The following is a 13,123-nucleotide window of genomic DNA, read 5'->3' as shown; positions in this document are numbered from 1 at the left end:
CGATGAAGCAGCAGCGGGCGAAGGTGCGCACGTCGGTGCGCGCCCTGGGGCTGGCCATTGCAATGGCATTGCCGGGCGTGATGATGGCGGCTGAACCGGCTGGCACGACTGTGGCGCCCGACGTTGCCAGCGCGCCGGGCATGAGCATGGTCACCTTCAACCTGCACCACGACCGCGAAGACTGGCCGAGCCGGCGCCGCACCATCCTGGCCGAGCTCAAGCGCCTGCAGCCGGATGCGGTTGCCCTGCAGGAAGTGATCCAGCGCCGCAACGTGCGAAACCAGGCGCAATGGCTGGCCGGCCAACTCGGCTACAGGTATGTGTTCGTGTCCACCGATCCGGTCGCGGCACCCAAGCGCTACGGCAATGCGCTGCTGACCCGGCGGCCGATCCTCGCTCAGGGCGATCATCTGCTGCAGCCGCTGGACGACTACCGCACCGTGGCCCACCTGCGCATCGACGTCGACGGCACGCCGGTAAACATCTACGCCACGCATCTGAACGAGCGCAGCGACGAGAACGGGCAGCGCATCCGTCGCACCCAGGTCGAAGACCTGCTGCGCTTCATCACTGCAACCTCGGCCGGTGCACCGGTGGTGATCGCCGGCGACTTCAATGCACTGGTGGATGCCGGCGACCTGAGCGAGCTGCGCAGCCACTACGGCGACAGCTACGGCAGCGTGCATGTCAACACCGATCTGTCCGCGGTCAGTACGCTCAACCGTCACTATTACCAGGCGCCGTCGCGGATCGACCACATCTTCTTCCAGCAGGACGAGATGGTCGCACGCGAGGCGAAGATCCTGTTCGACCAGCCCGATGACAGCGGTCGCTGGGCCTCGGACCACTACGGCGTGTGGACCCGCCTGCAGTTCGCGCCGAAACCCTGACGCAGGCACGCTTGGGTAGGTGCCAACCCTGGTCGGCACGGTTCGGCCCGACGCACAAACAAAAACGGCGGGGATCATTGATCCCCGCCGTTTCGTTTTCACGCTATCAAGGCGCGATCAGTTCGACGGAGGCGTGCGCTTGGCGGCCTCTTCGTCTTCTTCATCGGCCCTGGCTTCTGCAGCCTGCGCTGCGGCGTCGGCATGGCCATCGGCGACCGGATCGATCGACGGCGTCACCACGGCTTCGGCGACCGGGGCAGCGGCCTCGATCGGCGCGGCTTCCACCGCCACCGGCGCGACCGGCTGTTCCACGATCGGCGCAGTCTCGACGACCGGCGTGGCTTCAACGGCCGGGGCGGCCTCCACCACCGGGCCACTCTCACTGGCCACCGGCTTGGTTTCAACCACCGGGGTTGCTTCAACCACCTGCGGCTTCGATTCCACGACCGGCGCGGCCTCGACCGCGACCGGCTTCGTTTCGATCACCGGAGCGGCTTCAGCCTCTGCGGTCGTTTCAGCCACAACCGGCTTTGCTTCGATCACCGGCGCGGCAGCGTCCACCACCGGAGTGGCGTCGGCGACCGGCTGAACCGGGGTCGCAGCGTCGATGGCATCGAGCATGCTGGTCTGCACCGGCGAGGACACCGTTTCAGTTTTCGCAGCAGCCTCGGCCGGCGCCTGCACTTCAGCCGCGACGGGGGCGGCGACTTCGACCACGGCGCTGCTCACCACCGCAACCGGTGCGGAAACCGCAGCGGCGGCAGCGCGGGCCGGCTTCCCGGCTTCGATGGCGATCGGCTCGACTTCGTCATCGAAGTCGAACTCCGGCTGCGAACGGACCGGCTGCGCCGCAGCAACCGGAGCGGTTCCGGCGGTGTTGTTGACGCTCGGCTCGGCGCCGTCGGTGTCTTCACCGTCATCACCATCGTCCTGGTCATCGCCCAGGGCGTCGCTGCCGACGGCATTCTCGGTGCCACCGCGACGACGGCGACGGCCACCACGACGGCCACGACGACGGCGGGTTGCGCCTTCGCCTGCCTGCTCGCCATTGGTGTCGGTTGCAGCCTCCTCGCCGGCAACCGCAGTCACCTCGGCCGCGCTGCCAGCGTTGGCAGCGGTGTCGGCCGACGCAGCGGCTTCCACCGGAGCGGCGGGTGCCGGAGCAACCGGCGTCACCGGCGCGGTGGCTTCCGGCGCGTTCACCCCGTTGGCGGCGACGGCCGTAGCGGCTACGGCTGCCGCTGCGGTCACGGCTTCGGCAGCTGCTTCGGCGGCATTGCGCTGCGGCTTCTCGGCCGGCTTGTCACCGTCCTGCTGCTGCGGGCGCGGCTGCTTGGGCTGCTTCAGCTTCGGCTGCTGGTTCTGGTTCTGGCCCTGCTGCTCGTTGCGCGGCTTGTTCTGCTGCTGCGGCTGCTGCTGGCCATCCTTGTGCTGCGGCTCCTTCTGCTTGCCCTGCTGCGGCTGCTGCTGCGCATTGCCGTTGTTGCCGTTGCGGCCGTCCTTGCGCTGCTCGCCGCGGTCCTTGCGGTTGCCGCCATCCTTCTGCTGCTGCGCGTTGCCATTGCCACGACTGTCGTCGCGACGGTCCTTGCGGTCCTTGTTGCGATCCTTGTTGCGGTCCTTGCGGCCACCGTCCTGCGACTGACGCGCCGCCGGAGCGGCCGGCGCCGGCGCCGGGGCCGGCTCGCCACCGAACACGCGCTTGAGCCAGCCGATCACGCCGCCGCTGGGGGCCGGGGCCGTCGGTGCGACCGCGACCGGGGCCGGGGCTGCCTTGGCCGGCTCAACTTCCTCGCGAACCGGGGCGGGCGAGGTGTGTTTGACCTGGGTCACCGCCGGCGGCGGGATGTTCAGCTGGCCCTTGGTCAGCGCGTGCACCGGCAGCTTGCGCGGGGTGCCCCGCTGGTAGCTGGGCTTGCTGCTTTCTTCACCCAACTCGTTCTCGCGCAGGCGGGTGACGGTGTAGTGCGGGGTATGCAGCTGCTCGTCGGCCACGATCACGATCGGCGCCTCGTGGCGCTGCTCGATCTCGCGCAGGGCGCTGCGCTTCTCGTTCAGCAGGTAATTGGCGATCTCCACGGGGGCCTGCACCAGCACCTGCCCGGTGTTCTCCTTCATCGCATGCTCTTCGGCGACGCGGATGATCGACAGCGACAGCGACTCGACGCTGCGCATGCGGCCGTGGCCGTCACAGCGCGGGCAGACGATCTGGCTGGACTCGCCCAGGCTCGGGCGCAGGCGCTGGCGGCTCATTTCCAGCAGGCCGAAGCGCGAGATGCGGCCGACCTGGACGCGGGCCCGGTCGTACTTCAGCGCGTTGGCCAAGCGGTTCTCGACCTCGCGCTGGTGCTTGTTGGAGGCCATGTCGATGAAATCGATGACCACCAGGCCACCCAGGTCGCGCAGGCGCAGCTGGCGGGCCACTTCCTCAGCCGCTTCCAGGTTCGTCTGGAACGCGGTGTCCTCGATGTCGCTGCCCTTGGTGGCGCGCGAGGAGTTCACGTCGACCGCGGTCAGTGCTTCGGTCTGGTCGACCACGATCGAGCCGCCCGACGGCAGGCGCACGTTGCGCTCGTATGCACCTTCGATCTGCGACTCGATCTGGAAGCGGTTGAACAGCGGGATGTCGTCCTTGTAGTGCTTGAGCTTGCGCAGGGTCTGCGGCATCACCTGCTGCATGAACTCGCGGGCGTGCTCGTACATCTCCTCGGTGTCCACCAGGATCTCGCCGATGTCGGCGCGCAGGTAGTCACGCAGGGCGCGCACGATCAGGCGCGACTCCTGGTAGATCAGGAACGGAGCGGGCTTGCTCAGCGCGGCTTCGGCGATGGCGCGCCAGACGTTGAGCAGGTAGTCCAGGTCCCACTGCAGTTCTTCCGCATCGCGGCCGACGCCGGCGGTACGGATGATCACGCCCATGTCGTCGGGAATGTTCAGCTTGTCCAGCGCGTCCTTCAGCGCGGCCCGGTCTTCGCCCTCGATGCGGCGGGACACACCACCGGCGCTGGGCGAGTTCGGCATCAGCACCATGTAGCGGCCGGCCAGCGAGATGAACGTGGTCAGGGCGGCGCCCTTGTTGCCACGCTCTTCCTTGTCGACCTGGACGACGATCTCCTGGCCTTCCTTCAGCAGTTCGCGGATGCCGGCCTTGTTGTGGTCGACGCCGGCCTGGAAGTAGTCGCGGGAGATTTCCTTCAACGGCAGGAAGCCATGGCGGCCACCGCCGTATTCGACGAAGGCCGCTTCCAGCGAGGGCTCGATGCGGAAGATCCGGCCCTTGTAGATGTTGGACTTCTTCTGTTCCTTCGACGGCTGCTCGATGTCGATGTCATACAACGACTGGCCATCCACGATGGCAACACGCAGCTCTTCAGCCTGCGTTGCGTTGATCAGCATTCGCTTCATTGTTGCGTTCCTCGCAAGCGGCTACCGCGCGGAACGCCATGGGGTTTCGCCTCTGGACACGGCTCGCCGCCCATTCGCGCAAGCGCGGGGAGGGCGGCTTGGGTTTCCAGCGCTACGACACCACGGCAGGCCGCGGGAGCGCTTCACTCTTATGGGTTTTGGGTGTTGCAGGGCCGCAGGCAGCTGTCAGCCAGGCTGGAGCGCCACGCGGGACATGTTCAGCACGGTTGCGTGTCAGGCATCCGGCGATGGCCGGGAAGGCCGGTGAGCCGCTAACATGGCCGCCCCGCGGGCGGTGGTCGCGCACTGTGCCGGATTCGTCGGAAGCTGGGCTTCTGGCCCTGAGTAACTTCCAACGAAATCAATCCCTTATCTCGCCCCCCGAGTGTAACAGAATAAACAGCCTGATGACCGCCCAAGACCCCACCAAGCCCGCAGGCGACAAGCCTTCCGTGCGCATGATCACCGTTCCCGCCGACCGCGCCGGCCAGCGCCTGGACAACTTCCTGCTCGGCCAGCTGAAGGGGGCCCCGCGCAGCCTGGTCTACAAGCTGGTGCGCAGTGGCCAGGTGCGGGTCAACGGCGGTCGCGCCAAGGCCGAGCGCAAGCTGGAGGCGGGCGATGAGGTGCGTGTACCACCCGTGCGTCTCAGCGAGGAGGGAGACAAGGCCGGTCCACCTGAGGCGTTCATGCGCCGCCTGGAGCAGGCCATCGTGTTCGAGGATGCCCGCCTGCTGGCCCTGAACAAGCCCTCTGGCGTGGCCAGTCATGGCGGCAGCGGCATCAGCTTCGGGGCGATCGAGACCCTGCGTGCGCTGCGCCCGGGGCAGACCCTGGAGCTGGTCCATCGGCTGGATCGCGACACCTCCGGCCTGCTGATCGTGGCCAAGAAGCGCTCGGCGCTGAGTGAACTGCAGGCCCTGCTGCGTGAAGACCATGGCGCCGGCATCCGCAAGTGCTACCTGACCCTGCTGGCCGGGCGCATGCCCGATGGCGTGATGACGGTGGACGCGCCGCTGCACGTGGGCCTGCGCCAGGGCGGCGAGCGCCATGTGCAGGTCAACGCGATCGGCAAGGAATCGATCAGCCACTTCCGGGTGCTGGAGCGCCGCGGCGGCCATTCGTACTGCGAGGTGCGCATCGAGACTGGCCGCACCCATCAGATCCGCGTGCACGCCCAGCATCTGGGCCACCCGGTGGCCGGTGACGACAAGTACGGCGATCCGGCGGTGAACAAGCGGCTTCGTGAGCAGATCGGGCTGAAGCGCCTGTTTCTGCACGCGGCTTCGCTGGAGTTCGCGCTGGATGACGGCAAGAGCCCATACGTGCTGAACGCGCCGCTGGCCGATGAGCTGGTTGAGGCGCTGGACCGCCTGCGCTGACGGCGGTTCGGCGGCGCCGGGTGCTTGGTCGGCGCCGTCGCTTTCCTGCGATGAGTGGGCTCGTCACTTTCTTTGCTCGTGCAAAGAAAGTAACCAAAGAAACACGCCGCCATCCGCGAGCCGGCGCTGCGCGCCGGTACCCTGCGCTCCTCGGTCCGCCGAGGGGCAGCGCGGAACTCGCTGCGCTCAGACACCCGCGCCTCTTCGCCCTCGCCGGACCTGCGGTGCTCGGCTCGCTACAAGGCGGACCTGACAGCCGCAGCGTAGACCCATACCCGTACGCAGCCCTTGCAGAGTCGAGCCACGCTCGACTCACGCGCGCAGCGCGGGCTTCGCTTTTTCATTCTTTCATCGCGCGGCTGGCACGCCTATAGCCTGTCAGAGGCCGGGCGAGGTGGGTTTGCGGGGGTGTAAGCGCCATGGATGGCGCGCCCAAGCCCCCAAGGATGGGTTTACGGCGTCCCCCGCAAACCCACCTCGGCCGGCCCAACCCGGAATGTCGCTCCGCCAGCCGCGAGGGGGCTCAGCGCGTTGGCCGGGAACCCCTCACCACTTGAACAACACCAGGCTGATCGCCAGGGTGCCCATGCCGGCCACCAGGCCATACACGGTTTCGTGGCCCTTGGCATAACGCTTGGCCGCCGGCAGCAGCTCATCCAGCGCAAGGAACACCATCACGCCGGCGATCAGTCCGAACACCCAGCCAAACGTGGCGTGCGACAGCGATCCTGACAGCAGCCAGTAGCCCAGCGCCGCGCCCACCGGCTCGGCCAGGCCGGACAGCAGGCTGGCACTGAATGCATAGGCCTTGTTCTGGGTGGCGAAGTACACAGGCACCGCGATCGCGATGCCCTCGGGGATGTTGTGGATGGCAATGGCAAAGGCCAGCGGCATGCCCACCGACGGGCTTTCCAGCGTGGCGAAGAAGGTCGCCAGCCCTTCCGGGAAATTGTGCGCTGTGATCGCGACCGAGGTCAGCAGCGCGACCCGCTTCAGGTACTCGCGGCTGTTTTCGCGGAACGCGGGGTCCTGCTTGTCCAGGCTGTCATGCGGATTCGGAATGAAGTGATCGATCAGCACGATGACGATCACGCCCAGCAGGAACGCCAGGGTGCCGTAGGTGAACCCGCTGCGCTCGCCATAGGCCAGGGCGAACGATGCGATGGACTTGTTGAGGATTTCCGAGAGCGACACATAGACCATCGCACCGCCGGCGAAGGCCAGGCCAAAGGCCAGCAGGCGCGGGTTGGGGCGGCGCGAGAACAGCACCAGCAGGCTGCCGATGGCGGTGGCCAGGCCGGCCGCGAGGGTGACCGCCAGCGCGATCCAGACGTTTTCAGGGGGAATCTGCAGCATTTGCCGACGCGGTCCTGGTCAACAGACAACCGCCCCGGATGAGCCCGGGGCGGGTAGGGCGAGGCGGGCCTTGTCGGGGCGCGCGATCAGCCGCCGCGGCGCAGGCGCTCTTCGATCGCGAAACACTGGTCCGGCTTCGGCTGCGGCGGGTTGAAGCTGACCGGCACCTGGATGGTGGCCGGCACCGGCTGGCCGTTGCGGGTGGCGGCCTTGAACTGCCAGCCCTGCACGGCGGTCCTGGCCAGCTCGTCCAGCTGCGGATTGCCGGCGCCGGTGAGCAGGGCGACCTCGCTCGGCTTGCCGTCGGTGCCGATGGTCACCTTGAACGTGCTGGTGCCACCCACGCCCATGCAGGCCAGTTCAAGCGGGTACTGCGGCGGCGGCGTCTTCACCGCGGCCACCTCGGTCGGCGCGGTCGCTGGCGGCGCCGGCGGCTCGGAGGCACCACAGCCGGCCAGGCCGGTCGCAGCGATCAGGGACAGGCTCAGCAAACGAATGTTCATGGCAGTTGCTCCGTCAGGGCCGAAGTCTTTGCCGCGCAGATGAAGTCGTTCTCGCTCAGGCCGCCCACATCGTGGGTGGAGAAGCGCACCACAGCGCGGTCGTAGTGCACGCCCAGGTCCGGATGGTGGTCCTCGCGGTGAGCAATCCAGGCCAGCGCGTTCACGAAGGCCATGGTGGCGTAGTAATCCTTGAAGCGGAAGGTGCGTGTCAGGGCCTGGCTGCCCTCGCTCAGCTCCCAGCCGGGAACCTGCGGCAGCAGTTCGGCCAGGCGGGCCTCGCCGAGCTTGTGGTCACTGCCTTTGCGTGGCACGCAACGGGCCTGGGCCAGTGGAATCAGGTCGGCCATGGGAATCTCCACCTCGTGTTGACTGAACAATGCGCCGGACGGTGTATAAACGGAATGAGCGGCTGACGCGTACTTGGCTAGAATAGCCTGATGATCCAGATCTCCGACACTGCCCAGACCCACTTCCGCAAGCTGATCGAACGCGAGGGCGTGCCCGGCATGGGCGTGCGCCTGAGCGCGGTCGACCCCGGCACCCCGCGCGCCGACGCCCGGCTGGAGTTCGCCGAACCGACCGACCTGCTCGGCGATGAGTGGGCGGTGGACTGCGAAGGATTCACCCTGTACGTCGATGCCGGCAGCGTCGGCTGGCTGGACGGGGCCGAGATCGACATCGTCGCCGGTACCGCCGGCACCCAGCAGCTGACCATCAAGGCGCCGCGCATCAAGGGTGAAGCGCCCGGTGATGCGGCCTCGCTGGTCGAGCGCGTGCACTGGGTGGTGGAGAACGAAGTCAATCCGCAGCTGGCCTCGCATGGCGGCAAGGTGGCCGTGCAGGAAGTCTCGGCCGACGGCGTGGTACTGCTGCGCTTCGGCGGTGGCTGCCAGGGCTGTGGCATGGCCGACGTGACACTGAAGCAGGGCATCGAAAAGACCCTGATGGGCCGCGTGCCGGGCGTGACCGCCGTGCGCGACGCGACCGACCACGACAGCGGCCACGCGCCGTACATCCCGCGCGACAACGTCGCCTGATCGCTGACGCGTGCCTCTGACCCGGGCCGAGCAACTCATCGATCTACTGCTGGCGCGCCAGCAGCCCCGCGCCGTCCTCGAGAAGACCACGCGCCTGCCGTATGGCTGGGCGCTGTGGCTGCGCTCGCTGGGGCCGCTGCCGCGGCCGTACCACGCGCGCGACGTGATCGCGGTATTGCTGCCCCGACCGTTGCCGGGGCCACCCGGTCAATCGCCGCAGCTGTCGCCGTGGCAGGCGCTGCGCCGCTTGTTCTGGCAGGACTGGGACGCCGCGCCGCGCGACCAGCGCTGGATGCGCTGGCTCTCGGCAGTGGCCAGCGCGCTGCTGCATCTGCTGTTCTTCATGCTGCTGCTGTGGGTGGCGGTGATCCGCACCACGGCACCGGAAGCGGAGGGCGCCGAAGGCGAGCGCTTGCAGGTGGAATTCGTCGGTCGCGCGAGCCAGCAAGGCGGTGGCGATCAGCCTGGTGCCGACGCAGCTGCGGCTGCTCCTGCCGGCCAGGTTGCCGCCGGCCAGGAGGGAGGGGCAGCGACGTCGCCTGAACCGCGTCCTGCGTCCAGATCGTCGCCTGCGCCCGCACCGGCTCCAGCGCCGACCGCCAGCCTGCCACCACCGCCTGCCGAAGCGGAGCCGGCCCCGCTTGCCGCCCCGCCGCCTTCGCCCGTACAGGCCACCGAAGTGGCGCAGGCCAGTGCGGATTTCGTGGTGCCGCCGGTGAGCGTGCCGCGTACCGAGGTCAGCATCGTGCCGCGTGACACCACGCCCACGGTGCGCGAGCGCAGCGTGCAGCCCGTGCAGGCGCCGCCAGTCCCAACCCCACTGCGTGCGCCGGAGATCGCCGTGCCGGCACCACAGCTGCGTGACATCCCGGTGCAGGAGCGTGAAATCAGTACGGTCGATGCACCGGCGATATCGCAGCCGCTGCGCACGGCCGATGTACAGGTCCGTGTGCCGCAGCGCGATGTGCAGGTGCGCGAGCGCGAAGTGCAGGCCGTGGTCGATCCGCAGGTACGGATGGCTGCTGTGGCCGGGCGCGAGCCGACCGTGCGAGCGCCGGCAGGCCGTGACCTGCAGGTGCGCGAGCGCGAAGTCGCGTCGGCACCCGCGGCGGCGCCTTCAACGTCCAGCGGCAGCGCGCCAGCGACAACGGCCGCGCCTGCGGCCAGTGGCAGTGCGCGCCAGGCCGAAAGCAGCACGCCACGGCCGTCCGCCTCCAGCACGGCACCGGCCCAGGCTGGAGCGCGCCCGGCCCCCGATCCGGGCAACTGGGCCACGCCCGCCAAGGGCGATGACTGGGGGGCGTCGAGCCGCAAACAGGACGGCGCCGACAAGGGCGCCCGCCAGGCCAGCGCCACCGGCAAGGGCAGTGGCCTGTTCAACGCCGATGGCAGCGTCCGCGTGCCGGGCCAGGAAGGCGATGGACGTGCCGAGCGCGGTGCGCCCGGTGGTGCCAACGATGGCTGGAGCAAGGAACGCATCGCGCAATCGGGCACCTGGTTGAAGCGACCGCCTTACGACTACACGCCCACGTCATTCGACAAATACTGGGTCCCGCAGGAATCGCTGCTGGCCGAGTGGGTGCGCAAGGGAATAAAGGCAATGGAGATTCCGTTGCCGGGTACCAATACGAAGATTTCCTGCGTGATCTCGATCCTGCAGGCCGGTGGTGGCTGTGGCCTTACCAATCCGAACATGCAGGACCAGCCGGCCGTGGCGCGGCCACCGCCGGACATTCCGTTCAAGAAAAAACTGCAGGAAGATAACGGGAGCCGGTAGGCTAGGGAGCGCGCCACGCCCTTGGCAGGCTCGCTTGGGTAGGTGTCAATCTTGGTTGGCGCAGAAGCGCCGACCAAGGTCGGCATCCACCACGGCAGTGACCTTACGCGCTCTGCGACAGGAACACCCAGAACGGGACGTCGCGGCCAAGCCAGTCGCGGCTGGTCTCGTCCATCACGTCCAGCAGGGTGTCGAAGTCCTTCTGCGCGGTGGCGCGCAGCGCGTCCACGTCGCACAGGAACAGTGCATAGCCGTTGGCTGGCAGCCATTGCAGGTCGCGTAGATTGTCCGACAGCGCATCCCAGTTGCCGCCGAAACCGGCCGGAAAATCCAGCTGCGCGGCCAGCCGTGCGAGCAGGGTGCGCTTGTCGGCCACCCCTTCCAGATCGATGCGGATCACCTTCAGCCCGGCATCGCGCATTGCGGCGGCCAGGGCGCCGATGTCGTCGCTGTCGATGGTGTAGACACCGGCATTGTTGATGTCGTGCAGGCCGAGGCCGAAATCGTCATGGCTCATCACTGCGCTCCCTGGGCCGGTACGGTGAAGCTGCGGAATGATTCGTAATGGTCGTCGGTGTAGTACCACGCCTCCGGCGGATCGCCGCCGGTGACGATGCGGCGCGTGCCACGGGTGCGCGCGCCGGGGGTGTCCACGGTGTATTCGCGGTAGTAGCCGCGCGGACGCTGCGGCAACTGCTGTTCGCGGTTGCCGAACGTGCTGCCATCCTGGCGGTGCGGGAACGGCCCGCCGCGCTGGATCAGCGCGATCGTCTGCAGGGCTTCGGCGGGCAGGAAGGCGGGCAGACCGTTGCCCTTGCCGGGCGTGGCCGTGGCCGGTGCGCGCGCGGCAGGCGCACCCTGCAGGTCCGGCGCGAACTGCGGCGCCGGCGGGCGCTGCATGAAATGGTTGACTACCAGGCCGAGCAGCAGCAGGGCGATGGCGGTGATCAGCAGCCGGGGGTTGCGCATGGGCAAGGGAGCGGGCGAGGGTGGTGCTCGCACTGTAGCGCCTGCGCGCTGCACGGCGCATGAGGAGGGGGCTGCGTCACCGCCGCGTAACAATTGCCGTCGTGCTCACCGGCGGGACGCAATTTCCTTTACATCCCCCTTGGTAATCTGCCGTTCTGTCCCCATCATTCACCGCGCACCGCCCGACAACGTCGGGTGCCCTCGCAATCAGGAGATGCACCATGGCCTATACCCTGCCCAAGCTGTCCTACGCCTACGACGCGCTGGAACCGCATATCGATGCGGCGACGATGGAAATCCATCACACCAAGCATCACCAGACCTACATCAACAACGTCAACGCGGCGCTGGAAGGCACCGAGTACGCTGACCTGCCGGTCGAAGAACTGGTGAAGAAGCTCAAGTCGCTGCCGGAGAACCTGCAGGGTCCGGTGCGCAACAACGGTGGTGGCCATGCCAACCACTCGCTGTTCTGGACCGTGATGGCTCCCAATGCTGGCGGCAACCCGGTGGGCGACGTGGCCAAGGCCATCGACAAGGACCTGGGCGGCTTCGACAAGTTCAAGGACGCCTTCACCAAGGCGGCGCTGACCCGTTTCGGCAGCGGCTGGGCGTGGCTGAGCGTGACCCCGGACAAGAAGGTGGTGGTCGAAAGCACCGGCAACCAGGACAGCCCGCTGATGGAAGGCAACACCCCCATCCTCGGCCTGGACGTGTGGGAGCACGCGTACTACCTGAAGTACCAGAACCGTCGCCCGGAATACATCGGCGCGTTCTTCAACGTCATCGACTGGAACGAAGTCGAGCGCCGTTACCAGGAAGCGATCGCCTGATCGCGGTGATGGGATGAACGGAGAAGGCCGGGGAAAACCCGGCCTTTTCTGTTGCAGCAATCATTCGGTAGTGCCGGCCGCTGGTCGGCAATCGTGTGATCCCCGGGGAGCCGGCCAGCGGCCGGTACTCCCTATTCGGCGGTGGCCGTATTGCCTTGCAGGCGCAACGTGGCCATCACGCCCAGGCGCAGGCCGGGCAGGTCGCCGTCGGCCGGCAGCAGGATCGGCTGCTGGCGGATGCCGTCGAAATGCTTGACCTGGAAGAGCACATCCAGACCATGGCCAGTGCTGCCCCCGCCACTGGCCGCAGGCGCCTCGGCTCGGCCGCCGGGATTGCGCCGCGCCGGCTGGAAGCCCGGCGTGCTGCGCACCAGTTCCATCGTGTTGGCCGAGAAGTCGCCGGCGATCAGGCTGGGCATGCCCTCGGCGGTGGCACCAATCCAGGTCATCAAGTCGCTGGTCTGGTGCTGGCGCGCGGCGGCCTCGTCCGGGTCGGGGCGGAGCCGTGCCACATAGATGTTGACCAGCGCCTCGCCCAGCTTCAGCCGCATCATGCCGGCCGCGCTGAAGGTGCCGGGAGGATGCAGCAGGGTTACGCCGTCCTCGCTGACCGGCAGCCGGGTCAGCATCGCGTTGCCATGCCGCAATGTCTGGCTGGGTGGATCGGCGGTAACGAAGTCGCAGCTGTAACGCAGCCGGCTGGCCAGCCAGCAGGCCGGGTTGCGGCCCTGCTGCTGCAGCACCTGCTGCACCGAGATCACGTCCGGCTGCAGGTCGGTCAGCAACTGCGCGACCTGCTCGCGGCGCAACTTCCATTGCGCATCATCGTGGCTGGGCAGCTCCAGCGCGGCCACCGTCAGCTGGCGGGAGCCGCTTTCGCTGGCCGCCGTGGCCGGTGCCTGCGGCCGCGCCTGTGCCTGCAACGCCATCAGCAGCATCAGGCAACTGAGCAGGAGACGGGCGGGGGAGAG

At 68.0% G+C, this 13,123-nt stretch carries 12 protein-coding genes; 5 read left to right on the top strand and 7 right to left on the bottom strand.

The genetic code is table 11. The features are described from left to right. The first annotated feature begins 2 nt into the window (after positions 1-2). Positions 3-890 (top strand): endonuclease/exonuclease/phosphatase family protein, encoded by an 888-nt coding sequence (locus tag O0J15_RS11190; protein ID WP_019660456.1) that lies wholly within the window; start codon positions 3-5, stop codon positions 888-890. 117 nt (positions 891-1,007) lie between these two features. On the opposite strand, the gene O0J15_RS11185 is transcribed toward O0J15_RS11190, so the two are convergent. Next, the gene (locus O0J15_RS11185) at positions 1,008-4,295 is read right to left on the bottom strand and encodes an Rne/Rng family ribonuclease (RefSeq protein WP_308305658.1); all 3,288 of its coding nucleotides are present in this window, start codon (positions 4,293-4,295) and stop codon (positions 1,008-1,010) included. A gap of 407 nt (positions 4,296-4,702) precedes the next feature. On the opposite strand from O0J15_RS11185, the gene O0J15_RS11180 reads away from it, so the two are divergent. Then, positions 4,703-5,677, top strand: coding sequence for an RluA family pseudouridine synthase (locus O0J15_RS11180; RefSeq protein WP_308305657.1), 975 nt, complete (start codon positions 4,703-4,705; stop codon positions 5,675-5,677). Between the two features lie 546 nt (positions 5,678-6,223). Here the strand turns inward: O0J15_RS11180 and zupT are convergent. From zupT to O0J15_RS11165, 3 genes are all read right to left on the bottom strand, one after another. Continuing rightward, the gene (gene zupT, locus O0J15_RS11175; RefSeq protein ID WP_019660453.1) at positions 6,224-7,033 is read right to left on the bottom strand and encodes a zinc transporter ZupT; all 810 of its coding nucleotides are present in this window, start codon (positions 7,031-7,033) and stop codon (positions 6,224-6,226) included. 86 nt (positions 7,034-7,119) lie between these two features. Beyond that, complete coding sequence (locus tag O0J15_RS11170; protein ID WP_058981208.1) at positions 7,120-7,536, bottom strand: energy transducer TonB; 417 nt, start codon at positions 7,534-7,536, stop codon at positions 7,120-7,122. Beyond that, entirely contained in the window at positions 7,533-7,883 is a 351-nt protein-coding gene (locus tag O0J15_RS11165; protein WP_279937567.1) for a 4a-hydroxytetrahydrobiopterin dehydratase, read from the bottom strand. The genes O0J15_RS11170 and O0J15_RS11165 overlap by 4 nt, the downstream gene beginning before the upstream one ends. Before the next feature lie 90 nt (positions 7,884-7,973). On the opposite strand from O0J15_RS11165, the gene O0J15_RS11160 reads away from it, so the two are divergent. Next, positions 7,974-8,573, top strand: coding sequence for an NfuA family Fe-S biogenesis protein (locus O0J15_RS11160; protein ID WP_021203010.1), 600 nt, complete (start codon positions 7,974-7,976; stop codon positions 8,571-8,573). 10 nt (positions 8,574-8,583) lie between these two features. After that, positions 8,584-10,350: a hypothetical protein gene (locus O0J15_RS11155; protein WP_308305656.1), complete on the top strand. Its 1,767-nt coding sequence runs from the start codon at positions 8,584-8,586 to the stop codon at positions 10,348-10,350. A gap of 103 nt (positions 10,351-10,453) precedes the next feature. Here O0J15_RS11155 and O0J15_RS11150 read toward each other — a convergent pair whose 3' ends face one another. Further along, the gene (locus O0J15_RS11150) at positions 10,454-10,867 is read right to left on the bottom strand and encodes a barstar family protein (RefSeq protein ID WP_021203012.1); all 414 of its coding nucleotides are present in this window, start codon (positions 10,865-10,867) and stop codon (positions 10,454-10,456) included. Continuing rightward, positions 10,867-11,319, bottom strand: a complete 453-nt coding sequence (locus tag O0J15_RS11145; protein WP_111101752.1) for a ribonuclease domain-containing protein — start codon at positions 11,317-11,319, stop codon at positions 10,867-10,869. The genes O0J15_RS11150 and O0J15_RS11145 overlap by 1 nt, the downstream gene beginning before the upstream one ends. A gap of 221 nt (positions 11,320-11,540) precedes the next feature. On the opposite strand from O0J15_RS11145, the gene O0J15_RS11140 reads away from it, so the two are divergent. Then, positions 11,541-12,152, top strand: coding sequence for a superoxide dismutase (locus O0J15_RS11140; RefSeq protein ID WP_005410310.1), 612 nt, complete (start codon positions 11,541-11,543; stop codon positions 12,150-12,152). Positions 12,153-12,283: 131 nt separating this feature from the next. On the opposite strand, the gene O0J15_RS11135 is transcribed toward O0J15_RS11140, so the two are convergent. Next, on the bottom strand, positions 12,284-13,123 hold an 840-nt coding region (locus O0J15_RS11135; RefSeq protein WP_308305655.1), incomplete at its 5' end, for an endonuclease/exonuclease/phosphatase family protein.

It is taken from the genome of Stenotrophomonas sp. Sm10, from assembly GCF_030985515.1.
In the GTDB taxonomy this organism is placed as follows: Bacteria; Pseudomonadota; Gammaproteobacteria; order Xanthomonadales; family Xanthomonadaceae; genus Stenotrophomonas; species Stenotrophomonas hibiscicola.
Note: the sequence above shows the minus strand (reverse complement) of the source record. Positions and strands in the feature narration are given on the sequence as shown.